21 protein-coding genes are annotated in these 26,980 nt (G+C 37.1%); 5 read left to right on the forward strand and 16 right to left on the reverse strand.

Translation table 11 applies throughout. From position 1 onward, the window contains the following. Positions 1 to 337: transposase (locus BM141_RS07530; protein ID WP_143090840.1), on the forward strand; the 337-nt coding region annotated here is incomplete at its 5' end. Here the strand turns inward: BM141_RS07530 and BM141_RS07535 are convergent. From BM141_RS07535 to BM141_RS07565, 7 genes are all read right to left on the reverse strand, one after another. Continuing rightward, on the reverse strand, positions 319 to 2,370 hold the full coding sequence (locus BM141_RS07535) for a PAS domain-containing sensor histidine kinase (protein ID WP_091542686.1): 2,052 nt from the start codon (positions 2,368 to 2,370) through the stop codon (positions 319 to 321). The two genes, BM141_RS07530 and BM141_RS07535, sit on opposite strands and share 19 nt — an antisense overlap. A gap of 19 nt (positions 2,371 to 2,389) precedes the next feature. Beyond that, positions 2,390 to 3,805, reverse strand: a complete 1,416-nt coding sequence (locus BM141_RS07540) for a hypothetical protein (protein WP_091542689.1) — start codon at positions 3,803 to 3,805, stop codon at positions 2,390 to 2,392. Positions 3,806 to 3,964: 159 nt separating this feature from the next. Next, entirely contained in the window at positions 3,965 to 4,654 is a 690-nt protein-coding gene (locus BM141_RS07545; RefSeq protein ID WP_245764008.1) for a ComF family protein, read from the reverse strand. A 32-nt stretch (positions 4,655 to 4,686) separates the two neighbouring features. Then, entirely contained in the window at positions 4,687 to 5,325 is a 639-nt protein-coding gene (locus BM141_RS07550; protein ID WP_091542692.1) for a hypothetical protein, read from the reverse strand. Between the two features lie 189 nt (positions 5,326 to 5,514). Further along, the gene (locus tag BM141_RS07555) at positions 5,515 to 5,853 is read right to left on the reverse strand and encodes a MerR family transcriptional regulator (protein ID WP_091542695.1); all 339 of its coding nucleotides are present in this window, start codon (positions 5,851 to 5,853) and stop codon (positions 5,515 to 5,517) included. A 290-nt stretch (positions 5,854 to 6,143) separates the two neighbouring features. After that, complete coding sequence (gene priA / locus BM141_RS07560; RefSeq protein WP_317039438.1) at positions 6,144 to 8,711, reverse strand: replication restart helicase PriA; 2,568 nt, start codon at positions 8,709 to 8,711, stop codon at positions 6,144 to 6,146. 4 nt (positions 8,712 to 8,715) lie between these two features. Beyond that, positions 8,716 to 10,134, reverse strand: a complete 1,419-nt coding sequence (locus BM141_RS07565) for a sensor histidine kinase (RefSeq protein WP_091542698.1) — start codon at positions 10,132 to 10,134, stop codon at positions 8,716 to 8,718. Between the two features lie 174 nt (positions 10,135 to 10,308). Between BM141_RS07565 and BM141_RS07570 the strand changes: the two genes are divergently transcribed. From BM141_RS07570 to BM141_RS07585, 4 genes are all read left to right on the forward strand, one after another. Continuing rightward, on the forward strand, positions 10,309 to 11,133 hold the full coding sequence (locus tag BM141_RS07570; RefSeq protein WP_091542706.1) for an aminotransferase class IV: 825 nt from the start codon (positions 10,309 to 10,311) through the stop codon (positions 11,131 to 11,133). 15 nt (positions 11,134 to 11,148) lie between these two features. Next, the gene (locus BM141_RS07575; RefSeq protein ID WP_143090841.1) at positions 11,149 to 11,967 is read left to right on the forward strand and encodes a TIGR04255 family protein; all 819 of its coding nucleotides are present in this window, start codon (positions 11,149 to 11,151) and stop codon (positions 11,965 to 11,967) included. 85 nt (positions 11,968 to 12,052) lie between these two features. Then, positions 12,053 to 13,318, forward strand: a complete 1,266-nt coding sequence (locus BM141_RS07580) for an N-acetylmuramoyl-L-alanine amidase family protein (RefSeq protein WP_091542716.1) — start codon at positions 12,053 to 12,055, stop codon at positions 13,316 to 13,318. A 311-nt stretch (positions 13,319 to 13,629) separates the two neighbouring features. After that, positions 13,630 to 14,037, forward strand: a complete 408-nt coding sequence (locus BM141_RS07585) for a hypothetical protein (RefSeq protein WP_091542719.1) — start codon at positions 13,630 to 13,632, stop codon at positions 14,035 to 14,037. Positions 14,038 to 14,042: 5 nt separating this feature from the next. On the opposite strand, the gene BM141_RS07590 is transcribed toward BM141_RS07585, so the two are convergent. The 9 genes from BM141_RS07590 to ahcY form a co-directional block, all read right to left on the reverse strand. Continuing rightward, positions 14,043 to 15,263 (reverse strand): pyridoxal phosphate-dependent aminotransferase, encoded by a 1,221-nt coding sequence (locus tag BM141_RS07590; protein WP_091542723.1) that lies wholly within the window; start codon positions 15,261 to 15,263, stop codon positions 14,043 to 14,045. Positions 15,264 to 15,342: 79 nt separating this feature from the next. Beyond that, positions 15,343 to 17,403 (reverse strand): SpoIIE family protein phosphatase, encoded by a 2,061-nt coding sequence (locus BM141_RS07595; RefSeq protein ID WP_091542726.1) that lies wholly within the window; start codon positions 17,401 to 17,403, stop codon positions 15,343 to 15,345. Positions 17,404 to 17,663: 260 nt separating this feature from the next. Then, positions 17,664 to 21,161, reverse strand: coding sequence for an efflux RND transporter permease subunit (locus BM141_RS07600; protein ID WP_091542729.1), 3,498 nt, complete (start codon positions 21,159 to 21,161; stop codon positions 17,664 to 17,666). A 19-nt stretch (positions 21,162 to 21,180) separates the two neighbouring features. Next, entirely contained in the window at positions 21,181 to 21,411 is a 231-nt protein-coding gene (locus BM141_RS07605; protein WP_091542732.1) for a hypothetical protein, read from the reverse strand. Positions 21,412 to 21,593: 182 nt separating this feature from the next. Further along, positions 21,594 to 22,790, reverse strand: a complete 1,197-nt coding sequence (locus tag BM141_RS07610; RefSeq protein ID WP_091542735.1) for an efflux RND transporter periplasmic adaptor subunit — start codon at positions 22,788 to 22,790, stop codon at positions 21,594 to 21,596. 92 nt (positions 22,791 to 22,882) lie between these two features. Continuing rightward, positions 22,883 to 24,274 carry a TolC family protein gene (locus tag BM141_RS07615; protein ID WP_091542737.1) on the reverse strand — a complete coding sequence of 464 codons (1,392 nt, stop codon included), beginning with the start codon at positions 24,272 to 24,274 and terminating at the stop codon, positions 22,883 to 22,885. Between the two features lie 47 nt (positions 24,275 to 24,321). Next, positions 24,322 to 24,561 carry an acyl carrier protein gene (locus BM141_RS07620; protein WP_091542740.1) on the reverse strand — a complete coding sequence of 80 codons (240 nt, stop codon included), beginning with the start codon at positions 24,559 to 24,561 and terminating at the stop codon, positions 24,322 to 24,324. A gap of 36 nt (positions 24,562 to 24,597) precedes the next feature. Next, a complete protein-coding gene (locus BM141_RS07625; protein WP_091542742.1) occupies positions 24,598 to 25,230 on the reverse strand; it encodes a TetR/AcrR family transcriptional regulator in 633 nt (210 codons plus the stop codon). 429 nt (positions 25,231 to 25,659) lie between these two features. Beyond that, on the reverse strand, positions 25,660 to 26,970 hold the full coding sequence (gene ahcY, locus BM141_RS07630; protein ID WP_091542745.1) for an adenosylhomocysteinase: 1,311 nt from the start codon (positions 26,968 to 26,970) through the stop codon (positions 25,660 to 25,662). Between the last annotated feature and the right edge of the window lie 10 nt (positions 26,971 to 26,980).

Below are 26,980 nucleotides of genomic sequence, written 5' to 3' on the forward strand. Positions count from 1 at the left end.
AGATAAGGGTTATATTACTGCACTAAAAGAAGAATTTGCAGAAAGAAACTTGCACTTAATCACTAAGTTAAGAGCTAATATGAAGAAAAATCAAGTATTAACAGAACCACAAGCCTATTATTTAAGGCATAGAGGATTGATAGAAACTGCTTTCGATGTACTTAAAAATCAACTAAATATAGAACATTCAAGGCACAGAAGCCCTAAAAATTTTCTTATTAATTTGCTGGCAGGCTTAATTGCTTATACATTTTTGGAAAAAACACCAAACATAAAAGCATATCCACAAAAATTAGAGGACAAACAAATTGTATTTATTCAAGAAAATGTAAAATAATTCACGTTTTTAGTAATGGCTAAGCCCAAACCTGTACCTCCGTATTTGCGTGTAGTTTCGGTAGTAGCTTGGGTAAACCCTTCAAAGATGCTTTCTTGTTTTTCCTTAGGGATACCTATTCCTGTATCAGTTACCGTAAATATTATCTTGGCTTCTCCTTCTGTTTTTTCAATTACTCTGAGATTGACTGTAACTTTCCCTCTTTGCGTAAATTTGAGAGCGTTACCTATCAGATTAGTAAGGATTTGACTTAGACGGGTAGGGTCGCCTTTAAGAAAACTGGGTATCTGCTCGTCAATTTCTAACAAGAGTAGGTTTTTGTTGTTATCTGCGGCTATTTGAAATCCATTTTTAAGGTTCTTTACTAATTCTTTCAAATTAAAGTCTATGGATTCTAACACTACCTTTCCCGCTTCTATTTTGTTAAAATCTAATATATCATTGATGAGTACAAGGAGGTTTTGAGCGGAGAATCTCAATGTAGTGAGGTTCTCAATCTGCTCAGGTTTAGGTTTCTCCTCCAATAATAGGTGAGAAATGCCTATGATAGCATTTAGAGGAGTACGTATTTCATGACTCATAGCAGAAAGGAACTGAGTCTTGCTTGCGGCAAGTTGTTCTGCGACTTCTTTGGCTTTTTTTAGCTGTACTTGAATATTTTTAAGTTCTGTAATATCTTTGATAGTTCCGTCAAAATATATTTCTCCATTTTCACCTTGCGTAACTATGGCAGACACCAACGCCCAGAAAGAAGTACCGTCTTTGCGTTTGTAAAGGACTTCCTCATTAGTAACTTGCTTTTCTTGGAGCATTTTGTTGATGAGCCTTATTCTGTCTTCTGCATATACATAAATTTCATTAGGATGGGTTTGCAAAGCCTCCTCTACCGAGTCGAAGCCAAACATTCTGACATAAGCCTCATTGACGTATAGCCCACCATCTCTGACTGTACTCCTGAATATGCCCTCTTTGATATTCTGATTAATTGCCCTAAGCATCTCATCTTTTTGCTTGATGAGTCGCTCTGCTTGCCGTCTTTGCGTTATGTCTCTGCTAAAAAAGGTAGCACCTTGGACTTGTTGGTTGGAATCGAGGATAGGGGAAACTTGTGTTTCTACTTCTATACGCTTTTTTAGGTAGGTATTGAAATAGTGCCATTCTATTTTAAAAGTTTCACCTTTGAATGCTCTTTCGTATATAGGTTGCCAATATTGCACCATTTCTTGGGGAAAACCAGCAAGAATATTATCACCTTCTTTGAAAGTAAGCCCAAATACGTTTTTACAAGTTTTTAAAAAGGCATTGTTCATAGCAATAAGGCGGTGCTGTGTATCTACTGCCCAGATATGGTCTTTGGTATGCTCTATCAGTGTTTTGAGTTTGGCTTCTGATTGCTCTAAAAGTGTAGCATTTTTTTCTTTCTCGCTGATTTCTGCTTTAAGGCGCTCCTTGTTTCTCTCGGTGATATTTACGTACATATAAGAAAGAAAAATCGCTCCAATGATAATCGCAAAAGAAACCACCATTTTCACCTGTTCTATATAATTTGAGGAGAGTTTTGGATTAAATAAAGGTGCAAAATCTGTTAAAAATAGTATAGTAAGTAGCAAAATAGGTATACTGAGTGCTATGGAGAGGTTTTTTTTATTAGAAGCCCCAAACCCCATTACGATAGCAAAAAACAAAATAATAAACAATAGATGCGCATTGCTATCATAGCCAAAGATAGAAGAGACAATAAAAATACTGATAGCATAAAGGAAAAACAGATAAAGAGCAGCTATCAAATACCATTGAACGTAATTAAAAAGTAAAACAGCTAAGTAAAAACAGCTAAAAAGAAGACCATAGTGGGTGTATCCCAATGCGAAAAAAACATCTTTTAAGGCAATACATAGCAATAAGTTCAAGAAGAATGATACAAAAGCTGTTCTATTTACTAAGCTAATTTGTTGTTTTTGTTCTATCTTCAGTTGCTCATTTATTCCAATGCAAGAGAGTCTATACCACCATTTTGTTAGGAATTGCCTCATTCTTTCTTATTTCAATATTTTATCTTTCTTCTAAGAATTGTACTTCGCGATTGCGCTGTATAATGTTTCTCAGCCTATTTCTTCTGTACCAATCATCTATTCGCTTATACACATACACTAAAAATGCTAAAAAGCCTACCATGACTGCCAGCACTTGACTATAAAATAATAAACCTATAATGATAATCAGTAAGAAAAAAATAACCCCTAAGTTTCTAAAAATACTCATGTAATACACTATGGGCTTTACTTCTTTGAGTAAGTCACTTGCAATAGTAATTTGTTGAGCAATTTTCTTGCTCAGAAAGTCTAAGCGATTTTTTAGCCTTGTTTTGTTTTCAAACTCCAAATGCAGCATAAAAACTTCCTCCTCCTTATCGTTGTAGGCTCTGGCTAATCGGATAGCGTTGTCCACATTTTCAATAATTTGGCTAAATTTTAAGCGCGAGGCAATCACCAAAAGGAAAAACATAGAACTCAGCAAAGTAACAAACATAATCCACACTACCAAAAAACGTCTGTCATCGCTTGAGTCCATGAAAATCTGGTAAGCAGAGTTAGAAAAATCAAATTTCAGCAGTAATACGTCTGCCATGATGCGTTTAATGCTATCCCCAAAGACAATCATTAGTTCATAATCAAGCCTATCTTTGTCTGAAGCTAATAAGGTCAAAAAGCCAGAGAAGGTCAAAGCACCAAACATAACACTTTCCAATATATATGCCTCTACTCTATTTTGTAGATTTCTGATTTCCCCTTCCATTTCTACTATGGCAATATCATTGGCATCTACAATAGTTTCAGAGGGAATAACCTCAGAGCCATGTACTTGGCTCTCAAGCATCTGCTCTACGGTCTGGGGAGCTTTGCTAATATTTTTAGCATAGTTTGCCTTAATTTTCTCATTGCTTACCGCAGGAACGCTTATAGAGGAGATATAAAGCATAAATGCTCCGTACAAGAAAAAAGTTAAAGTGAAAGTAATGCCCATACTTGAGGGTCGGTCGCTATAACTCATCAGCGTTTTGAGGTCAAAAGAGGGGATATTGGAAACCACCTGTACTACCATAATGCAAAAAGTCAATAAAAGCCCAATGCGAATGATGACGGAAATGGAAGAACCCAAAGTTTCGTATAAAGGAGGCTCTGTAAAACCTTTTACAAAGAAATTGATAATATCATCTGTACTTTCGTCCTGTTTAGCTTCTGGGTCTATGCTCTTGCGGTAACGGTACTCCCTATACCAACCGTAGCCTAAGGTAAAAAAAGTAATCAATAGCTGAAAAAAAAGAAACAGTCCATAGCTACCCTCTTCTTCTCTACTGGTGATTCTATACAGACCCAACGAAAGCCAGCGAAGCGTATAGTCCGTGATAATCACTGCATTGGAGTATTCTGTAAGGGCAACTTCGTGCTTTTTTTTACTCTTTCCCATCTGTAATTTTATATGAAATAGGTCTTATTTATATGTTTATCTTGAAAAAATCGGGGTAAGACTAATTGAACCCTAAAATTGATAAAATTTTAGTTAAATTAAAAATCATACCTTACATTTTATATGTATTTCTATTTTTTGTAAAAAAAACGCCTCTGCTTACAGAGAATAAGCTACTGCTAAACTTGCTATACTCAGTGATTTACAATTAGCCTCTATGATAGGTAAGCCACAAGCCTCTGTGGTTGCACCTGTGGTGATGACATCATCGATAAGTAAAATATGTTTATCTTTAACTTTTTCAGGCTTTTGTATGGAGAAAATGGCTTCTACATTCTCAAAGCGATTCATACGCTCTTGCTTAGTTTGAGAGATATTGGCTTTATTTCTCCTCAAAATAGTACTGTCCCAAGCGATACCCAACCCCTCTGCTAAGCCCTTGGCTATGCTATCGCATTGGTTATAACCTCTTTTCGCTAACTTACTCGGGTGCAAAGGTACAGGGAGTACCAAGTCAAATGCTTGGTCTAACGCAGCCTTTTTTAATTCATTCCCGTACCATTTGCCTAAGGTTTCACCTATTTCTTGCTTGCCGTAATATTTCAAATGATGTAAAAGTATTTGCACTTTTCCTGATTTGACAAATCGTAAATAAGCAAAAGCATACCTCAGAGGAATCCTTCCCCAAAATTTGCGTGCTAACTCGTTATCTGGCTGGAGATGAAAATTGGTTTTGGGTAGGTCATATCGGCAGTGCGTACAAATGAGTTCCTCATTTCTTTCCATAAGTCCGTGGCAAGAAATACAATGAGAAGGGAAAATCATGTCTATAAAATCTTTGATAAGCATTGCTTTAAAACTTTTAAAATTAAAAAAGGAGGCTAATCAAAGATATAGGTAATCTTTGGTGTAATTTGATAAAAGCCCAGCCCGTTAGGGGCAGGAACAGAAGCATGGCTCATAATGCCCACTATCCAATGCTCAGCAAACTGATAATTGACCTCAGTACGCAAAGCGAGCAGAATATACTCATCTACAGGGTAAAATTTTTGTATCTGATAGGATAACCTATCAGGAGATGTTTGATAAGTAACTTGGAATGAAGAAGTTTGATGACGCATCAAGCCAAAGCCCGTACCAATAGAGGCTTCCCATCGCTTTCTGTCCAGTATTTTGTAATTGTAAATAAGTGAAACAGAGGTGTTGCTCTGTCTGCCATAATCTAATGCCTTGCCATCTTCTGGGGAAAGATAAGGGTATTTGAAACTATTAGAAATATCGCTAAAAAAATGATATTGACCATGACTGAGATAGATAGACAAAAACTTTCGCTTTGAAAGTGAGGCATATAAGTCTATGCCATAAGCTAAGCCATGCTTGACATTTTTTTGGTAAATAAAGTTATCCTCACCGTTGATGCCTACAACAGCAGAGAGCCTAAATAGACTTTCATTTTTCTGAGCGGTAGAAAAATGAACGACAGAAAAGAGGAAAAGTAAAAGCAAACGAAGTATTTTCATAGGGAAATAGGTTTTATCCAAAAATAAGTAAAATGTTGGTTTTTCCCGTATCGTAGGCTGTTTTTAACATCAAATACTTTGTATCAATTATGGTTTGAGGGGGGAGAAACGGGGTAAAGAACTTAGATAGCGCAAAATAAGAGTAGGGAAAAATACCAGATTCAGATAAGAAAATTTCTTTTACTCTATCTACTTTAACTTACTTTTTAACTCTTCTAAAAAAGCCTTTACTTTCTCCAAAGTGTTGATAATCTGTACTGTATTGTCTGCAATTTGTTGCTTTTTTTGTAAAACTTCCTTTGCCCCTTGGAGCGTATAGCCTTTCTTTTTTACTAAAAAGTAAATAGTATTTAAGTTATCTATATCTTCTTTGGTATATTGGCGAGTACCATTTTTGGTTTTGCGAGGTTTAATTACTTCAAAATGACTTTCCCAAAAACGAATGAGCGAAGGAGCAACGTCAAAAATCTGAGCTACCTCCCCGATGCTGTAATATTTTTTTTCTATGTCATTATCTTCTTTGACCATACTCAAAATGAAGTAATTGAATGATATAAAATTAGCAAATTAAAGCCTTGCTTCAAGTAAAAGTCGTAAACTTTCTGAAAAAAAGCAAGTTATAGATATTTTTTATTTATTTTCTTAGCAGTAAGTAAGTACATGAGCAAATTAAAACACATTTCTGCCCCTATCTAAATCTTTCCCCAAAGAAGATAGACTTCTTGATAATCAAAGACTTGACCCCTTTCCTCACTTGGGTGCGTAGTACAACTGAAGGGCTGAGGTTGAGGTGATTATTTTTGCTCAATTACCTACATTTACATAGGGTCGACATCAGGAACGATGTGCAAGGTTTTATATCTCCTATTACTGGTCAGCCCTATGGTCTGTTCCTTAATTAACTGTTTGACTGCCTTTAAGTTAATCTTATCTCTTTCTAATTTTATCATTACATTTTGTAAGTATTGATTGCGGATTTTTTCAATCAGGGCAGGTACAGGACCTAAAACCCGTCCCTCGCCTAATACTGCTTTTAATTTTTGGGTGAGTTCCGTTGCTGCTTCTATGGACAGGCTCTGCTCATCTGCTTTGACCGTAATGTTTATTACTCTGGAAAAAGGAGGATAAAAGTGTTTTTCTCGCTCTGCTATCTCGTCTTGGTAGAAGCCTTCGTAATCATGGCTAATGACTCTTTGCAAAAGAGGGTGTTGAGGCTTAGCTGTCTGGATAAGTACGATGCCTTTTTTGTCCTTCCTACCTGCTCGCCCGCTTACTTGGGTAAGTAGCTGAAAAGTACGCTCATGGGAGCGAAAGTCAGGAAAATGAATAAGTCTGTCTATATCAAAAATACCTACCAGACTTACATGGTCAAAATCCAAGCCCTTTGTTACCATTTGCGTACCGACCAGAACATCTATGCTCTGATTGGCAAAGTCGTCAATAATAGTCTGATAGCTGTACTTGGAGCGGGTAGTGTCTAAATCCATGCGTTGAACGACAATTTCAGGATAGATAAGTTTGAGTTCATCTTCTATTTTTTCTGTACCAAATCCTACAGTTTTGATTTTGGTAGAACCGCAGTTCAGGCAAGAGGCAGGAGGCGACTCTCTATACCCGCAATAATGACAACGCAACTCATTGGAAGCAAGGTGAAAAGTCAAACTTACGGCACAGTTGATACAAGTAGGAATCCAGCTACACTCTTGGCAGGTTAAGTGAGGAGCAAAACCTCTTCGGTTTTGGAATAAAATAGTCTGCTCCTTTTTTTGCACATTTTCCTCAATGGCTTGGAGCATCAAAGAGGAAAAATTGTATTTTAAGGTTTTTTGTTTCCGCTCTATACTCATATTGACCAACTGAATTTCAGGAAGTTGGGCATCTCCAAAGCGTTTATCTGCTTTGATAAAGCCGTATTTTCCTTGTTGGGCTTGGTAATAGCTCTCCAAAGAAGGAGTCGCCGAGCCAAGCAGGACTTTGGCTTGGTGAATATGTGCTAAAATCAAGGCGGTATCTCTTGCATTGTAGCGAGGAGCGGGGTCGTACTGCTTGTAAGAGGGGTCGTGTTCTTCATCTACAATGATTAGCCCTAAATTGTTGAAAGGCAAAAAGATAGAGGAGCGAACCCCTGCCACTATCGGAAATCTATTTTCCCAAACTCCTTTCCAGATTTCTACCCTTTCATTGTCAGAAAAGCGAGAATGATAAACCCCTAATTTTGCTCCAAATACCTTTTTCAAGCGACTGACTATCTGCGTAGTAAGTGCAATTTCAGGCAGTAAAAATAAAACCTGCTGACCTCTATCTAAGGTTTTGTTTATCAAGTCAATATACATCTCTGTTTTGCCGCTACCTGTAATTCCATGCAGTAAAACAGTTTGTTTTTCTTGAAAAGATTTTTCTATCTGACTGACAATCTCTTGTTGATAATCTGTCAATGTAATACTTTTCAAAGGCAAGGTATCGTATTCTTCAAAGCGAGAAACTATTTCTTCAAACTCCTCAAAAACTCCTTTCTTGATTAAAGCATGTAGCGAAGATTCTGAAATGCCTACTTTAACAAAGGCAGACTTGGGCAAACCTTGCTGATGAGTAGCGATGGGTGCATCAGCAGGGATTTCTGCCAAATATTTTAGAATGACATCTTGCTGCTTAGAAAAATTGCGTTTTTGAAGTGCCAAAGCATCTAAAAGTTCTGTAAGTTTATCTATATCAATAAGATAATGCTTTGTTAGGCGAATTTTTTTGACTATTTTGGGTTTATATTTTTCTTTGAGTTCCTCAAAAACGATGATTGCTTCTTTGAATAGCAAAGATTTGATGATAGGATAGACATTTTTGACATTCAATAAGTTCGCTATTTGCTCAAAAGTCAAGGCATTATCTCCTACTAAGTTGTCTATCAATATTTGCTCTTTGGCAGAGAGGGGAATTTGGTATTGGGCTTGTAAAGCAACAAAGCTGGGGTTAAATTGGACTTTGGAAAGGCTGCTCAGCTTCAGCCCTGAGGGCAAGGCTACGTTCATTACTTCTCCCAGATAGCACATATAGTAATCGGCTATCCACTCCCAAAAACGCAGTTGAGAGGCATTGACCAAAGGTTGCTCGTCCAACAATTCCAATATATATTTGGCTTGGCGATTTTGAGGGGCTTCTTGGTGAACCCGCATGACTATTCCCGTCAATACACGCCTTTTGCCAAAATTTACCACTACTCTTGCCCCTTCTTGGACTTTTTCGCTAAGTTCGGCAGGAATACGGTAAGTAAATCTGCCTTCGACAGGTACAGGCAGAATTACATCGGCAAAAAAAGTATTTTTTTTCCCTTCTTTTATATTTTTTTCTGCGGATAATGTTTCTTCTGATATATGTTCTTCCTTGAAAAGCAAAGTATTAAATAGGATTTAGTGATTTTTCGAATGTTAGTACATGCTCTTTTGGACTGTGTTTTTGAGTAGGCAAGCTAATACTTACCGTCGTCCCTTGATTTTCATTGGAGCGAATACGCATTTCTCCTTGATGCTTTTGTATAATTTTCTGTGTAAGAGCCAAACCTATGCCGCTTCCTGTATAGGTTCGTGCATTCTCGGCTCTGTAAAAAGGTTCAGTAATACGTTTTAAATCTTCTGCTGGAATGCCTATGCCTGTATCTATAATGTTGATTTTGATATGACTTTCATACCAATTCATTTCGCAAATTACTTCTTGGTTATTTGAGTATTTGAGTGCGTTTTCTACTACATTGTTCAGGGCAACTCTCATGAGGTCTATATTGCCTTGAATTTTTAGTAAATCTTGATTTTCAGGCATTTGATTAAGTATTAATTTAAGTTTTGCAGTTTTATTACGCAAAAAAATTGTATCTTGAATTTCCCACAGCAATTCGTCTATTCTAAATATCTCTTTCATACCTTCTCCGTCTTGGAGGTGTGTGCGTGTAAAAACCAGCAAATCATCGATGATATTTTTTAGTAGCTTTGCCTCTTCCAATGCTTTTTCTATTCCTTTTTTATAATCTTGCGTACTTCTATCTCTTGTATTTAATACTTGCAACTCCCCAATAATTGCTGTAAGGGGAGTTCGCAATTCGTGGGAAGCAAGGCTGGCAAAACTGCGCTGTGCTTCAAAAGCTCCTTCTATGCGGTCTAACATTTCATTAAAAGTGCGCGTAAGCCTTCCTATTTCATCATTTTCATTTCCTGCTGAGACTCGCATACTGAGGTTAGAGTCAGTGATTTGCTTTACTTGAGTCATTACATCATTCATAGGGTTGAGGGCATTATTAGCAAAAAAATGACCTGATAAGTAAATGATAATTAAGCCTATAGAAAAAGAAATAATAATGACTAACTGCAATTGTTTGATTTTGCTACTGCCTACTTTGTCTATTGCAGAAGCAACTACGATAAATTCTTGATTGTTTTCTTGATGATAAACACCAACTACATAGCGGTTTTCTTTTTTAAAATTTAGTTTTTTTAATTTTTTAATTTGATTTAATTCCACTTGGGTAAGTTTCCAATTATCTTCTGTACTGATAAAAGTTACATTATTTTGCTTATCATAAATCTGTAATACTTCGCGGCTTAGCTTTTCTAAGTCTTCTTGTTCAAACTCCACTAATAGTTGTTTGCTTAGCTGGTTTTTCTCCAAGTAAATCCTATAGGCAATGAAAGCTCGTTCTCTGAGTCTATCATAAAAGCTTGATTCGGAGTAATTGACGCTTAGCAAGTAAATAGCTGAGAGAATAGCAGTAAAAATTACTGCCACAATGGCTGTAAACAACAAAGTAAGCCTGTTTCTAATACTCATTTTGCGATAAAAACTTTTTATAAAAGTAAATAAAATTTCTTTTGAAACATAAGAAAAAGCGATTATTCATCTTATCAAGCCTCTTTACAGAGAAAAATGTGAGCATAAATTGACTGATTCATCTCAAAATCTTTGCTATTTTTGCAAGCAATCAAATTACTAACAAACACAATTATGAGCTTTTATTGTTACATCAATGGGCAACTTCTCCTTGCTGAGCAGGCAAGCCTAAAAATTAATGACTTGGGCTTGTTGAGGGGATTTGGGCTTTTTGACTATATGCGTACCTACAATGGTAAACCTTTCATGCCTCAATGGTACATGGAAAGACTTTTTAACTCTGCTCAAGCAATGGACTTAGAGATACCTACCAATGAAACAGAAATTTTGTATTATGTAGAAGAACTGTTTAATTTAGCTAAACAACCTGATTGTGCTTTTCGCTTTTTGCTTACAGGAGGTTATTCTATGGACAGCATGACCGTTAGGCAGCCTAATTTTGTGATTATGACTGAGCCTCTGCCTGTGCAGCCCCAAGAGCGATTTGATAGGGGAGTAAAAATTATTAGTACAGAGCATCTTAGAGAGCTACCCGAAGTCAAATCTACTAACTACATCAAGCCAATACTGATGGCTAAGCAAATCAAAGCAAGCAATGCGTATGATGTATTGTACTATAAAAATAATGAAATTTCAGAACTAAGTCGCAGTAATTTTTTTATTTTTAAAGGAGATACCCTGATTACCCCAGATAAAAATATCCTGAAAGGAATTACGCGAAGGCTGATATTAGAGTTGGCGAAGCCTTATTTCAAGATAGAAGAAAGAACAGTATCATTGGCAGAATTAAAACAAGCAGACGAAGCTTTTACCACAGGCACTACCAAAAAAGTAATGCCCATAGTTCAGATAGATGACTTGCTGATAGGCAATGGAGAGGTAGGGAAGCGAACCCGACACCTGCAAAACTTGTTTAATCACTTGATTGACAACTATTAAAAAAAATTGAACCTCATGGAAAATGCACCTATTACGGTGAAAAAAGATAAGTATTACAAAAATGCACCCATCTCAGAAGTAATTTTTGGCGTTACTTTCAGTAGAGGAATTTTAGGAATCAATAACCTCATTTTTGACCTGATTACTGATTTCAAAGATAACTACCCGATTGTTTATGCTCAAAACCCCTTATTTGATGAAGAATTGCAGGATTTTCGCTTACTCACCAATCTAAATCTACACCAAACAGGGCAAGCAGTTTATCGCTTGCAGAATGAAAGCGAGAAAAGACTTATCCAATTGCAGCACAATAAATTCTTTTTCAATTGGGTACGTAAGGACAATCAGTCTGTAGGGGAGTATCCCGGCTTTACTAAGCTATACAATCTTTTCTCCAATGGATATGAAAGTATTGTGAAAAAGTTTGCCAAATTGCTACCAGATATGGAAGTAGATAATTATGTCAAATATTATGAACTGCATTACCAAGACCGCCTAAACTGGCAACAATACATCACAGACCTATCTGAAATAGATAAGATTCTCAAAATCCGAATTCCTTTTATGCCCAACCTGAATGGAGGGATATATGCACCTAATAATATTTTTTCTAAATTTACTATTCCGATGCCTGACCAAGTGGGGTTTAGTACTATTACTATCAGCACAGCCTCTTCGGAGCAGGGCGAGCAGTTGTTAGTGGTAGAGTGTTCTATCAAGGGTAAAAAGGTAGAGGCTCTTAGCAGAAAAGAATGGTTTTTGAAAGCAAGAGATATGCAACTCCAACTTTTTGACCAACTTTTCCAAGCTGAGATTTTGCAATCTTGGGTTTGAAAATTAGCTATTTGTAGTTCTAAAAATATTTACCTAAAACTAACTGATTCATAATATACTGAAAAAAATATACATATTTTGCTCTTTGCTGCTTATTGTCCAAGTAAGTTCATCAGTCTATTGCCAGACCGTAGATGACCTGTATAAGTATTATCAACACATTGCCAGCAAGTACTTGGTCAAATCTAAGCAGGTAGAGAATTTTTTTTCCATAGATGCACGAGGGATAGCCATGTATGCCTCAGCCGCAGACAAGAAAAAAAACACCCCTGAGTGCCTCATTTATTGGGACGAGATAGAAACTTATAAAAACTTAGTCCGTTCCAAAGACAAAAAAGAACAGTTGGAATATTATGAGAGCAAAAAGGACAAACGTTTTTCCTTATCGGAAAAAAAACGACTGACTACCACCCAATTACCTCCTCAAGCAAGTTTTGGGAAAGCAAGTGGCAAAAAACTTCAAGGCTACAAGATAGCTATAGACCCCGGACACATTGCAGGCACATTGGATATTGCCAAAGTAGAGCATCGCTTTATAGAAATGGAAATCAAAGGAAAAAAAGTGAGTTTCTTTGAAGGAGACTTGACCCTGCGAACTGCCTTGATACTCAAAGAGAAATTAGAAAAACAAGGAGCTACAGTATTTCTGACGCGCTCTCGCCCTAATACTACTGCTTACGGCAACTCTTTTAAACATTGGCGAAAAACTTACCTCCCTGAGATTCTTGATAATGCCTTAGCAAGAAAACGTATGAGCAAATGGGAAAGAAATCGCTTGCTTTTTCGTGCCAAAGACACTGAGATTTTTCATGACTACTTCCTTCCAAGAGATTTAGAAATGCGAGCCTCTTTGATAAATGCTTTTAATCCTGACATTACCATAGTCATACATTTTAACGCCGCTCCCCAAAAAGAGCGTTGGAACATGGCAGTCAAAGAGAATTACAACATGGTTTTTATGCCAGGTGCTTTTTTATCTGACGATTTAAGCAATCCAACAGAACGCTTGGAGTTTTTGAACCTGCTTATCTTAGCCAACTTTGACAAATCTGCTAAGTTAGCAGGGCATCTCATCAAAGAATTTATCCAACAACTGGACGTTCCGCCTATACCTGTAAACAATAAAATCTCCTATCTCCAGAAAATCAGCAATTTGGTAAGTGAGGGGGTTTACTGCCGCAATCTCAAACTTTGTCGTCAAATAAACAGTCCGCTATGTTATGGTGAAAGTCTTTATCAAGACAATGAACAGGAAGCACTAAGACTTTTTGAGAACAAAGAGAGGCGAATCAAGCAGGTGGCAGAAGCATATTACAATGCAGTACTTAAATACTTTCAAGTAGTCAAATAAAAAAAGCCACTCTTAAAAAGAATGGCTTTTTTATCTTCTTTCAACCAGCTATGAAAAGAATATTTAAGGCAAAACCCTAAACATTTACTATCTTAGTACAAACGTAATAAAACAAATTGAAAAAAGCAAAATTTTGTTAATAAAAAATTCTATGAAAAATAAAAATGAGTTACTTTTGGATAGTTTTAGTTTTATAGTATTTTTATTAATCTTCGTAATTAATACTAAAATGCTATTGTAACAAGTATTTGTATCTAATACAAAGTTACATTTATTTTATCTTTCATAACTTTTCACAACTATTAGTAAATATGGAACTTATCTTATCTACACCTTATTACACGATTCATCACAGCACGTCTGCCCACCTGTTCCTTGTAGAATGGTCAGAAAAGGCAGAGAAAATCTCCAAAGAAGAATTTAAAAAGCATGTCAGCCAATTTGTAGCTAAGGTCAAAGAATACAATATCAAGCGATTTTTAGTGAATAGTCTTAAAGGACATATTATCATGGACATAGAAACTCAAGAATGGCATGATAAAGAAATTGCCCCTCAGTACATAGCACAGAAAATAGAAAAAATTGCTTTTGTTCTGCCTGAAAAAGACTATTTTGCCTCTATTTCGTTAGAACAAGCCTTTGACGAAACCCAAGCCCAACAGCTTCAAACTCGATTTTTTCAAACTTTTGACCAAGCAATGCAATGGATAGAAAATTGATTTTTTCAATCCCCATTTTCTCCTTGGTATTCTTTTAAAAATAGCTCTAAACGGTCTAAAGCAAGGGTTAGTTCCTCTACAATAGGCAAAAATACAATCCTAAAATGGTCAGGGGTGGCTAAGTTAAATCCTGTTCCATGTACCAAAAGGACTCTTTGCTGAGCCAGAAAGTCCAATACGAACTTTTCATCACTTTTGATGTTAAACTTTTTTACATCAATCTTAGGAAAGGCATAAAATGCTCCTTTGGGCTTCACGCAGGAGATTCCTTCTATCTCGTTGAGTCTTTGCCAAACGTAATCTCTTTGCTTGCGCAAGCGACCGTTAGGCAAGACTAACTCATTGATACTCTGATAACCTCCTAAGGCTGTCTGAATAGCAAATTGCGAAGGCACATTGCTACAAAGGCGCATGCTTGATAGTAAGTTTAGCCCTTCTATGTATGAGCCTGCATGTTTTTTATCCCCACTCAAAATAAGCCACCCTGCGCGAAATCCTGCGGCACGATAGTTTTTGGACATGCCTCCCATAGTAACGAAAAGCGTATCGTCATTGAGGGCAGCAATGGAAGTATGCGAGGTATCGTCATACAAAATTTTGTCGTATATCTCATCGGAAAATACGATTAGCTTGTGTTTTACCGCTATTTCTGCTATTTTGTGGAGCAAATCAGAAGGATAAACCGCTCCTGTAGGGTTATTGGGATTAATGACGACGATTCCCTTCGTTTTGGAAGTAATCTTTTTTTCTATATCTGCCAAATCAGGATACCAGTTGGATTCCTCATCACATACATAATGCACGGCTTTCCCACCTGAAAGGTTAATAGAGCAAGTCCAAAGTGGATAATCGGGAGAGGGAACTAAAATCTCATCTCCATTATTGAGTAGGGCTTGCATGCTCATCATGATGAGTTCACTTACCCCGTTACCTATGTAAATATCGTCAATAGTTACATCTTTGATAGATTTGAGTTGGGTATAGTGCATGACTGCCTTACGAGCGGCAAAAAGCCCCTTAGAGTCGCAGTAGCCTTGTGCATTGCGTAAATTAATAATTACATCGTGAATAATCTCGTCAGGTGCGTCAAGTCCATGGGGGGCAGGATTACCGATATTTAGCTTAATGATTTTATACCCTTGCATTTCTAATTCTTGGGCTTTCTCATAGACGGGACCTCGTATATCATAAAAAACGTGGTCTAACTTATTACTTTTGCGGAACATGATGTATTTGTTTGAAAGTTAAGAGCCGCAAAGATATGCTTAAAAAATGAAAATTTGGGTGTGTTAGTTTTTCAATTTATCAAGTAATTCTTATGCCTATTACCATTACGTCATCTAATTGGCTCTCATTTCCTTTCCAAAGCTCAAACTCATTATCTAAAATAAAATGCTGGGTTTGCATATCATGTGGCTGTATGTCTGCCAAAAGTTTGCGGAGGCGATTAGGGGAGTATTTTCGCGAAGGCATATCTCTGTATCCACCAAATTGGTCTGCATAACCATCGGAAAACATGTAGAAAGTATCTCCTTTTTGGAAGTGTACTTCGTATTGGTTAAGTTCATACTTCTTTTTGCTGATACCCCCGATAGTAATTCGGTCGCCTTCTATTTCTCTAAATTCTCCATGCTGAAAATACCAAAGTGGACGATGCGCCCCTACGAAATCTAATTTCATACGCGTCATATTCATCACACATAGAGCCATGTCCATGCCGTCATGTTTATTATGGTGATGCTGTACGTCTTCTTGTTTAAGGATTTTCTTTACTCCGTTATTGAGTTTTCTCAGGATTTGGGCAGGCTGGAATGTACGCTCTACCACAATCACTTGGTACATCAAAGTGTCCCCAATCACCGACATCAATGCTCCCGGTACCCCATGCCCCGTACAATCTACAGCTGCTACTACGATGAGTTCATCTCCATCTGGCGAACTAAGTTTGCGAAACCAGTAAAAATCTCCACTTACAATATCTCGGGGTTTAAAAAGTACGAAAGATTCTCTAAAAAGACTTCTAATATATTCTCTATCTGGCAAAATAGCAGATTGGATACGTTCTGCATAATTAATACTTGAGGTAATATTTTTATTTTTTTTCTCTATTTCTTTTAACGCCAATTCCAATTCTCGTTTTTGGTAGCCAATTTTTTCATTATAGGCTTGGATTTCCTCATTTTTCATTTGGACTTCATCAAATTTTATTTTTAGTTGGTCATTGATGTTGATGAGTTCGTGATTCATGTCCTCCTGCTCCAATACTTTAAACTTAAGTCGCTCTGCCATAAAGATAAAGTTGTTCCACAACTTGCCTATCTCATCGTGTTTATGTCCAAATTCTTTTTTGTACTCAAATCGTGCATTTAAGTTGCCTTTCCCCAATTCTTCTGCGGCTTCTGTAAGTGCTATGATGGGCTGAGAAAAATAATAACCTAAAAATAAGGCTAAACACAAAGCTACAAAAAGTATGGGAATAGAAGATAGGAACAGCCTATTACTAAGACTTTCTGCTGTTTTGAATGCCTCTGTCTTAGGAAGGCTCATAATGAATATCCAGCCTTGCCCATGATATACTGAATAGCCATTTTCTCTAATATAGAAAAATACTTTTTCCTTATTTTCAAAAAAGTTAGGCACCCAGCGTTTTTGTTTTATCTGTTTAGAAATATGCTGTTTGAGTACATCTATATCCGGATATGGGTCTTTGAGGATATTTACTTTGGGGTCGTTGGAATACAGAATATAACCAGTGCTGTCCAGCAATGCTACTCGCAAACCTTTACTTTGCCTTTCATCTTCTACTACACTTTTAAAAACTTCTTTGAGTTCTGTTACTAATACTCTTGATACAATTACCCCTACGTAGATACCGCTTCCGTCATACACAGCAGAGGCAAAGTGCATAACAGGCTGATTTTCATAAGTATAAACATCTACAACAAGCTCTTCTTTGGGCAATCTTTTCCAAAATCTGTTACGTGTGCTTCGCTTGCCAATCTGCATACTATCCGTATCTGCAATGCGTAAGCGGGCAGTATCATAAAAGGAAAGGCTAAGATATAAATTATTAGACTGTTTGAAAAGATGTAATCTTTCATTAATTTCCTCAGGTTTTGAAGCATTTTTGCTATAAGTCCCTTTACTAATTATTGCATCTTTGGCAAAAGTACGTATGTCATTGAGCCGTTCGTAAATAAAACGGTCAATATTTTCCATGGCAAAATTTGACTCGCGCTCTAACTTTACTCTTACCTCCTCTCTTAGTGAACTTTGAGTTTCATAATTAGCTACATAAAGCATTGCCAAGCAACTAAAAAGAACTAAAAAAAGGCAGAATAGCGTGAGTTTTATAGAAATATTCATTTCACACTATCAAAACAAGAAACACCCTTATAACTATATCTATTTCCTATCCAATAATATTGTGGGGGTGGAATTTAGCTTGAGAAACCTCAACGCAACCAAATAGAAATGCAAGTTACAAAATATAAACCAATTTGTATGTTTTCGTTTATCAAATTTCATGTCAATTTGATAAAACTTATTCTATATTTAAAAAAAATGTTCCATTTTTTTTCAAAACGGAACATTTCAATTGCAATCACTTATTTGCACACAAAAATTTATATAGTTACGGCTTCTTCTTTTTCAGGCTCTAAAATTATTTCGTTTTGCTTAGCTTTTTTCACCTTGTTCTTAATTTTTCCTGCTGCTCTCTCAGCCAAGAGGAACATAACAGGCACAACTATCAGAGTCAAAAATGTAGCAAAGGTCAGACCATATACCACTGTCCAAGCCATAGGCCCCCAGAAAGCCGCATTGTCGCCACCTGTGTAGATATTAGGGTCAAAATTTCTGTAAAGCGAGAAAAAGTCTAAGTTTAAGCCCACTGCCATAGGAATCAAGCCTAAGACGGTTGTAATAGCCGTGAGTAATACGGGACGCAGACGAGTATAACCTGCCTCTACCAAGACTTCTATCAAATCCTCTTTGTCGAGTTTATCTTTAGGGCTTAACCCTAAGGAAGCTAATTTTCTTCTTTCCAACTGTCCCGCATAGTCCACCAATACTATTGCATTGTTTACTACTACCCCTGCCAAAGAAATTATCCCAATACCTGTCATAATGATAATGAAAGGGTCGTTGAAAATAGCCATGCCTAAGAATACCCCTTGCAAGCTGAATAGCACCGAAGTCATAATGATAAATGGCTTGATAACAGAGTTAAACTGAGAAACCAAAATCAAGAATATAGTGGCTACGGCTATGAGCATGGCTTTCATCAAAAATGCCATAGACTCTGCTTGTTCTTCTTGTTCCCCTGTAAACTTGAAGGTATAACCTTCTGGCATTTTATGATTTGCTAACAAAGCCCTTACTTGTTCTACGATTTGGTTAGGGTTGTAACCCTCAGCTACTCCTGACCTTATTACAATTACTTTGTCCAAATCCTTGCGTTTTACAGAGCCATAAGAAGAAGTATAGCGCATATCCGCCACCGCAGAAATAGGGATTTGGTGGAATTTGCCCTTGTTATCTCTGAATGAGATTTTCTGGTCGTTCAAAGAGGCTAAATCGTAGCGATAGCGGTCTTGCAAACGCAGCTGTATAGGGTAGTCGTCATCGCCGTCTTTGAACTTAGAAACTTCTTTTCCATAAATAGCAGTACGCATACTTGTTGCCAAAGAGGAAGTAGAAAGTCCCAATCTACGAGCTTTTTCTCTATCAATATTGAGCATTACTTCTGGCTTGCCTATCTCCAAATCAGTTGTCAATCCGTCTAAACCTTCTATGTTTGCTTTTTCTATGATGGTCTTAATTTTTTCTGCCTCATTAATGAGTGTTACGTAGTCCACCCCTTTTACCTCTATATTTACAGGGAAACCTGTGGGAGGTCCTGAGTTATTTTTCCCTGTAGTAATTTTCAGACCGGGGATAGATTCTGTCATTTCACTAAACTTTTTCAGGATTTCCGCTGTTTCCACGCCGTTTCTTTTTTCATAGTCTATAAAACCTATAGAAATCTTGCTTTTGTGTGGAGTAAAAGAGGAGGACATTCCCGCCCCTGGTCCTGCCATAGGGTTGCCTGTGCCTTCGCCTACATTGGTTACTATAGAGGTTACAATATTCTTATACGGCTTAAGGGTTTCAAACACTTTTTTCTCTAACTCTTTGGTAATCTTGTCTGTGGTTTCTATGTCTGTCCCCAAAGGAGCTTCATTGTATAAATAAATATAAAGTGGCTCATTATCAGGGAAAAGCAAAACTAAGGGTCTATTGGAAAAGAAAACTATAATTGACAAAATTAGAGTAACAAACATTCCTGCAAAAAATAGTATAGGTCTTTTCCCTGAAAGAGCAAAACGCAAGAAACGCAAATACACATTTTCTAACCAAACCAAAGCATTGTTTTGAAACCAAATAGCCGCCCCTCTGAGTACGTAGGCGTTTAGAAGCGTAAACAAACCAGCCGTCATCAATAAGTTAGGGAAAGTATAGCTTTCCTTGACCATGAAATAGAAAGGAAGCGATAAGGCAATTAAGGACAAACCTGTAATGGTAACTCTTTTCCTATTAGGCTTGTGGTCTTTGTCATCGAGTTTCATAAAAGCAGCCGCTAATACAGGATTCACAAATAAGCCTACAAAAAGCGAGGAACTCAATACAGCAATTAAGGTAACAGGAAGGATACCCATGAACTCACCAATGATACCTCCCCAAAATATCAGAGGTACGAATGCCGCCAAAGTAGTCAGTGTAGAGCTGATGATGGGCCAAGCGACCTCTCCAACGCCATGCTTGGCTGCACTTTCTCGCTCCTCTCCGTCTTCCATTTGCCGATAAATATTCTCGATAACTACTATCCCATTATCCACCAACATACCCAAAGCCAATATCAACCCAAAAAGCACCATAATATTGACCGTATAGCCCATAGCATTCAAGATAATGAAGGAAATAAACATAGAAAGCGGAATGGCTATCCCCACAAAAAGTGCATTTCTTAAACCCATGAAAAATAACAATACGCTGATAACCAATAAGGTACTGAAAATGATATTGTTCTCTAAGTTCAAGATTTGCGTTTTCATGTTATCTGCCTGATTGTCAGTATAAACAATATTCAAATCGGCAGGAAGAATGGTCTTTTTAGCTTCTTCTACTATTTTCTTAATTTTCTCATCAGCATTGATGAGGTTTTCTCCATTCTTTTTTACTACTCGCAAAGAAATCACTGGGAAATTGCCCTTTTCTGCAAAATCTCCTGTTGCTAAGCGTGCGTAGCTTTTGCGTTCTACGAAAGTATCTTTTACCTCAGCTACATCTTTGAGGTAAATAGGGGTTAAATCCTCTGACTTAATAATAGTATTGGCTATTTCCTCTACGGATTTAAACTCGCCTGAGATACGCATGGAGCGTCTGTAACCATCTGTAAGGACTTCTCCCCCAGACATAGAGATATTTTCTGCACGAATAGCATTTTCTATGTCGCTAAAAGTTACCTTTCTTGCATCCATCTTGTAGATGTCTGCATTGATTTGAATTTCTCTTTCCAAAGCCCCAATCAAGTTAGCACTCGATACCTCAGGAAGCTCCTCAAACCTATCTTCTAAGTACTCTGCATAATAGCGTAGCTTTTGCATATCATAGTTCCCTGAAATATTAACCATGACGATAGGAATTTGGGAAACATCTACCTCCAATACTTGGGGGTCAGTGTCCAAGTCAGTAGGTAAGTTGCGCTTAGACTTATCTACCGCATCTTTGGTATCTTGCAAAGCCTTGCTAATCTGTACGTTTTCGTTGAACTCTACGGTAATAACGGACACATCTTGGGAAGAAGTAGAGTTAATCTTTTTTACTCCTTTGACGGATTTTACTTCTTTCTCAATGTGCCTTGTTATTAAGTTTTCTATGTCCACAGGAGAGTTTCCTGGGTACACCGTGTTGATAATCACCGTAGGAATCACTACTTCGGGGAACTGCTCTTTGGGCATAGAACCATAAGAAATCAAGCCAAAGACAGCAATAATAGCCGATAAGATGAATACGCTTGTTTTGTTGTTAATGGCAAACGTACTCAATGCAAATTCAGGTAGTTTAGATTTTTTATTTTCCATTTGTTTTGTATTGGTTGTTTCAAAAACTCAAAGAATAATTTGTGATGTTAAGAGCCAATTTGGGGACATTGCGCTCCTTACCAATTTCTACATTTATCAAATTTGAAATATCTACTACTGCCCCAAACTCGATAAATGTATCATAAAAACGCTGAGGATGACTGCCCCAGTAAATCATAGCACAAGCCATTGGTGCACCCTTACCGCTATCTTGACCATTTTCTAAAAAACGTAATCTTGTATCATACAAGAAACAAATTGCTCGTGCTTGAGTAAAAACACATTTTTCCCAATGAGCAGTATTGGGTGCAACAGGGTATTAATCAATACTTTTCATGCTAAAAGCTACATTGTGATTCAAGTCAAAAAAAGCTCATTGGTTTTCTCAAAGAATTAGGTAAAAAGGCTGTACAACTTAGAAAGTTATACCCCTTACTGATTCATTGAAATTTTTGGCTCAGTCTTTTGGATATTTACTTCCTCACCGTCAATGACTTCATTGTATCCTTTGCTCACCAAAATATCTCCTGCTTGCAAACCTTCCGTTACTAATGTTTCCCCGCCGTAAGATTTACCTGTTTTGATGAGTACTTTTGCTACTGTATTTTTCTTTTCGTTTTGGCGAACTACAAAGACAAACTCTTGCCCATTAGTACTTTGCTGAATCAAGAAAGTGGGAATCACTATAGCATTTTTTTGCCCAAAATCTTTAATTTTCACTACTGCTAAGGTATTGGGTTTCAAGAAACCATCTTTATTTGCCAATTTCATCTCCACCTTGAATGTGCGGTTGGCTGGCTCTATGAACTGACCTACGTTAGATATTCTCACGGGCATTTCCTTTTGCAAAGAAGGAAAAGATACTACTACTTCATCTCCTTTTCTTACGTTTGGTACATAAGCCTCTGATACATCAGCTTTTATCTGCACTTCTGAAAGATTTACTACCCTTGCCAAAGGCATAGCTGGATTTGCCATTTCTCCTTGTTTCATGAAAAGCTCATCTACTACTCCACTGATAGGGGATTTTACATAAGCCTTTTTCAGTTGTGCTTTCAATCCGTCCAAGCTACGTTCTAAGGATTCCTTGCTATTTTTAGCTTGCAAATACTGCATCTCTGAGCCAATTTGCTGTTTCCACAAATTTTCTTGGCGTTCAAACATGGTCTTTGCTAATTCTAAGCGAGTTTCTAATTCGCTGATATTCTTGCGGATAGGTTCTGCATCTATTTCTGCAATTACCTGCCCTTGACTTACCGCTTGTCCACGCTCAACATTGATGCGTAAGATGATTCCGTTCATCTCTGGAGCAACGGAAACGTTCTTATCTGACTCTACATTACCTTGAACCTCAATGAAGTGAGCAAAGTCTTTTTGAACCACAGGCTGCGTTTCAATCAGTTTAAGATTTACCTTGTTTGCGATGCCATCTTTCTCTCTTAGCTCATTTTCCAAAGCATCTATTTTGGCTTTGAGGTCGGCGTACTGTTTTTTATAAGCCTCTAATAGCTTTTCTTTGTTCTCTTCGCTTATTTCTACTGAAGCATTGTCCCCTCCACAACTTGCTAAGTACAAGCTACTTAGTACAAGCAGAGCTATGAAAAATATATTAAATAACTTTGTTTTCATTTTTATATAATTTTTGATTTTATAGTCTATTGAGATTTTGGTGTTTCCTATGTTTTATTCCAGATTTCACATTTGCCATTTGCAATTAATCATTACTTCATCAAGTTCCCTTTTGCTTTGTCCAAATCTACTTTGGCAATGAGGGCATCGTAAAATGCTGAATAGTAGTTAGTTTGGGCAGTAATGTACGCACTTTCTGCATCTATCACCTCGTTGTTTGTCCCTACACCTTCTTTGTACTTAATTTTGGTAATTCGAGCAATTTCACCTGCCAAATCCATATTTTTTCTCTGAGCATCAAGGCTTTCCAAAGCATTGCGAAGGTTAATTAAGGCTTGCTTAATTTCTAAGTCTATTCCTCTTTTCGTTTCTTTCAAAGTATTTTCTGCTTTTAGCAAATCTACTTTTGCCCTCTGAATTTGATTATGTCGGCGTAAGCCATCAAAAATGGGAACAGATAAGGTAAGTCCCCATGCTCCATTGGTAAACCAGCGGCTGTGAAATTCAAATAATTGATTAAACTGATTAGCCCCTGTGTTTGTTCCGTAGCCAAAATTCAGGTTTAGTCTTGGGTAATAACCTACTCTAAAACGACGTACATTGTATTTTTCCAACACAATTTGTGTGTTAAGTACCTGTGTTTCAATGCGCTGAGAATAGTCAAAACCCTCTTCCTTTTCTGCCAAAGCAGCACGAAGCTCGTTTAGTTGTAGGCTTTCTAATTCTTGGATTGAGCCTTTCACACTTATTTCATCTTGAACTTGCATTCCCATTTGGAATTTTAATAGGGTGTAAGATAGCTCCAACATTCTCAGCATTTTTTGCTTTTCAATGACCAAAGCATTGTAGTTTACCTCTATTCTATCCACATCTATTTTTTCTACAAAACCTTGCTTATACAAAGCTCTTGTATCATTCAAAAGAGATTCTATGCGTTTCATATTGGCATCTACCAGTTCCAAACGCTGTTTAGTAATCAAGGCAGTATAAAAAGCCTTAGCGACATTATTTGCTACATCTATTTCTGTTTTTACAGCTAATTTTTCGGTAAGTTCGCTATAGACCTTTGCGGCTTTTAGTCCTAAAAAATAAGTACCATCAAAAAGTAATTGATTTACATTGAAAGCTAAAGAGCTTGTATAGCTGATGCCAAACCTCAATTTTAGAATTTCATTAGGATTCCCACCCGGAAAGGCATCACCTGCCAAGATAGAAATAGGAATGAGGTAGTTATTAGTGAAGTTGGCGTTGGCATTGACTTGTGGCAAACCATCTGCGAAAATTATCCCAATGTCTGCTTTTGCTTTTGCAACATCTAACTTAGCATTTACAGCAGAAATGCTGTGTTTCAAGCCATAATCAATACATTCTTTCAAGCCTACATTTTCTAATTTCACCTTATCTTGGGCTTGTACTTTACTTATCAGTATGAAAGGTGTTCCTGTAAAAAGTAAGAAAGATAAGATAAACGGTTTAAGTTTCATAAATTCAATTAGTTGTGTTTTTGAGTATTCAAGTAAAATCTTTTGTTTTACTGCATTTGAGATTGATTAATGTATTTTACTATGTCGCGTACCCTTCTAATTTTAGGGATTTCGTTGTCAGCGATTTGTATGTGAAAAGCATTTTCTGTATGGGCAATCATCGCTACAAATTCGCTTTCGCTTAGTTTCAAATCCTCGTAAAAAGACTTGGTATAACCTACTGCATCGGGCTTTACAAAAAAGTTTTGTGTAAGCACTTTTTGAAATTCTTTTAAGATTTGTTCCATAAGTAATTGTAAGTTAAGTTTTTAGTTGCTAAAAATTTAATATTGGGCAGATGCAATAGTTTCTTGGTTTTGTTTTTTATACTGATTGAGCAAGGTCAGTCCTTTGAGCGTAATAATGCCGTAGAGAAAATGCTCAAATATCTGTTCGTTTACTTCCCAAAAGTTAAACTGCGCAGGTGGAAAAACTTTAGGGTCAAAAATAAGCTGTACTACTTCCATTCTTACTCTTGCCAAAATTTCTACATCTATGTTTGACCTGAACATACCTTGGTTGATTCCTTTTCGCAAAGTTTGAATGAAATGCTCTTTCATCTCTCTGTCTTTGCATTGGCTAAATACCTCCCACGCTTTGGGGTGATACTTCTTCATTTCAAAAAGCAGTAAAGGATTCATTTGGCTGAACATTTCCTTCGTTTTTATCATTATCCTGTAGAGTTCTTCTATCACATTCTCACTGCTCTCTGCAATTTCTTGCATTTGCTTGGTCTGCTCGCTCATGCCTATTTGCATAAGCTGATATACCAAATCATCTTTGTCAGAAAAGTACTGATAGATTGTTTTTTTGGACATACCAATATGCTTGGCAATCTCGTCCATGCTTACATTACGAATCCCATAAGTTAAAAATAATTGCCATGCGCCCTCTAAGATTCTGTCTTTCGTTTCCAATGTTTCTACAAAGTAAAAGTTTAGATAAGAGTTGTATCAAAAAATTTTTGCAAAGCTACACATAGGAAACGAATCAAGCAAAAAAATGTTTCCAAAGTTTAAAAAAATTAATACAAAATCAACGTGGTTTGCTTTTTCCTTAACAGAAAAGATAAATAGGGCTAATAGTCAAAAGAAATTACCTGTGAAATAAAAAGGAATGATATGCAATAATTACCTAAACGCAAAAGTAGAGAAAAAGTTTAACTCTTTTGAAAATTTTTATTGATTTTTTATTTAAAATTGATAAACAATGTGAAAAATGCTCAGACGGTAAGAAGCGCTGCTGTGTTTTGTACTTTTACGGAAAGCTAAGTTTGGCAAAAATAACAAAGGAGTAAAGCATTTACAGCTCTACTCCTTGTAAAGTGGAATAAGTTTATATTACATTTAGTATCTGTAATAATCAGGCTTGAAAGGTCCTGTTTGGCTTACACCGATGTACTCTGCTTGCTCAGGAGAAAGTTCTTCTAACTCTACACCTATTTTTGCTAAGTGCAACCTTGCTACTTTCTCGTCCAAGTGCTTAGGCAACATATAGACTTTGTTTTCATATTTTTGGTGATTCGTCCAAAGTTCTATTTGTGCTAATACTTGATTGGTGAAGGAGTTAGACATGACAAAAGAGGGGTGCCCCATAGCACAGCCTAAGTTTACCAATCTGCCCTCAGCCAATACAATGATGTCTTTGCCATCAATATTATACAAATCTACCTGTGGTTTGATTTCTTGCTTGGTATGTCCGTAGTTTTTGTTCAGCCAAGCCATGTCTATTTCTGTATCGAAGTGTCCGATGTTGGCAAAAATAGTTTTGTCTTTGGCAGCGCGGAATACTTTTTCGTTTACAATGCCCACATTACCTGTAGCTGTGACCACAATATCTGCATTTTTAATGGCATTTTCCATTTTCAATACTTGGTATCCGTCCATAGCGGCTTGTAAAGCACAGATAGGGTCTATTTCAGTAACAATTACTCTTGCTCCTGCCCCTCTGAGCGAAGCCGCCGAGCCTTTGCCTACATCTCCGTAACCAGCTACTACTGCTACTTTCCCCGCAATCATTACATCAGTAGCTCTGCGAATCGCATCTACACAAGATTCTTTGCAACCATACTTGTTATCAAACTTAGATTTAGTAACAGAGTCATTGATATTGATAGCAGGAAGTGGTAGTTTCCCTTTTTTCATTCGCTCATATAAGCGGTGAACGCCCGTAGTTGTTTCCTCCGAAATTCCTCTGATGCCCGCAATCAGTTCTGGATAGCGGTCTAAGACCATATTTGTCAGGTCGCCTCCGTCATCTAAAATCATATTTAGTGGTTTGCGGTCTTCGCCAAAGAACAGTGTTTGTTCTATACACCAATCAAACTCCTCCTCGGTCATGCCTTTCCAAGCGTACACGGGAATCCCTGCGGCAGCAATGGCGGCAGCGGCGTGGTCTTGGGTAGAGAAAATATTGCAAGAAGACCAAGTAACTTCTGCTCCTAACTCTACCAAAGTTTCTATCAAAACGGCAGTTTGGATAGTCATGTGCAAGCAACCTGCAATACGCGCTCCTTTTAAGGGTTTAGAAGCACCATACTCGGCACGCAAAGCCATTAACCCCGGCATTTCTGCTTCTGCTAATCTGATTTCTTTTCTGCCCCACTCGGCAAGTTTGATGTCCTTTACTTTGTAAGGAATATAAGTTTCTACTGTCATTAGAATCTCC

The sequence above is a fragment of the Thermoflexibacter ruber genome, from assembly GCF_900113045.1.
GTDB lineage: Bacteria > Bacteroidota > Bacteroidia > Cytophagales > Thermoflexibacteraceae > Thermoflexibacter > Thermoflexibacter ruber.

Coding starts and splice junctions, on each gene's coding strand:
- BM141_RS07535 (WP_091542686.1), bottom strand. CDS start 2,370: ATGAGGCAATTCCTAACAAAATGGTGGTATAGACTCTCTTGCATTGGA.
- BM141_RS07540 (WP_091542689.1), bottom strand. CDS start 3,805: ATGGGAAAGAGTAAAAAAAAGCACGAAGTTGCCCTTACAGAATACTCC.
- BM141_RS07545 (WP_245764008.1), bottom strand. CDS start 4,654: ATGCTTATCAAAGATTTTATAGACATGATTTTCCCTTCTCATTGTATT.
- BM141_RS07550 (WP_091542692.1), bottom strand. CDS start 5,325: ATGAAAATACTTCGTTTGCTTTTACTTTTCCTCTTTTCTGTCGTTCAT.
- BM141_RS07555 (WP_091542695.1), bottom strand. CDS start 5,853: ATGGTCAAAGAAGATAATGACATAGAAAAAAAATATTACAGCATCGGG.
- BM141_RS07565 (WP_091542698.1), bottom strand. CDS start 10,134: ATGAGTATTAGAAACAGGCTTACTTTGTTGTTTACAGCCATTGTGGCA.
- BM141_RS07570 (WP_091542706.1), top strand. CDS start 10,309: ATGAGCTTTTATTGTTACATCAATGGGCAACTTCTCCTTGCTGAGCAG.
- BM141_RS07575 (WP_143090841.1), top strand. CDS start 11,149: ATGGAAAATGCACCTATTACGGTGAAAAAAGATAAGTATTACAAAAAT.
- BM141_RS07585 (WP_091542719.1), top strand. CDS start 13,630: ATGGAACTTATCTTATCTACACCTTATTACACGATTCATCACAGCACG.
- BM141_RS07590 (WP_091542723.1), bottom strand. CDS start 15,263: ATGTTCCGCAAAAGTAATAAGTTAGACCACGTTTTTTATGATATACGA.
- BM141_RS07595 (WP_091542726.1), bottom strand. CDS start 17,403: ATGAATATTTCTATAAAACTCACGCTATTCTGCCTTTTTTTAGTTCTT.
- BM141_RS07600 (WP_091542729.1), bottom strand. CDS start 21,161: ATGGAAAATAAAAAATCTAAACTACCTGAATTTGCATTGAGTACGTTT.
- BM141_RS07610 (WP_091542735.1), bottom strand. CDS start 22,790: ATGAAAACAAAGTTATTTAATATATTTTTCATAGCTCTGCTTGTACTA.
- BM141_RS07615 (WP_091542737.1), bottom strand. CDS start 24,274: ATGAAACTTAAACCGTTTATCTTATCTTTCTTACTTTTTACAGGAACA.
- BM141_RS07620 (WP_091542740.1), bottom strand. CDS start 24,561: ATGGAACAAATCTTAAAAGAATTTCAAAAAGTGCTTACACAAAACTTT.
- ahcY (WP_091542745.1), bottom strand. CDS start 26,970: ATGACAGTAGAAACTTATATTCCTTACAAAGTAAAGGACATCAAACTT.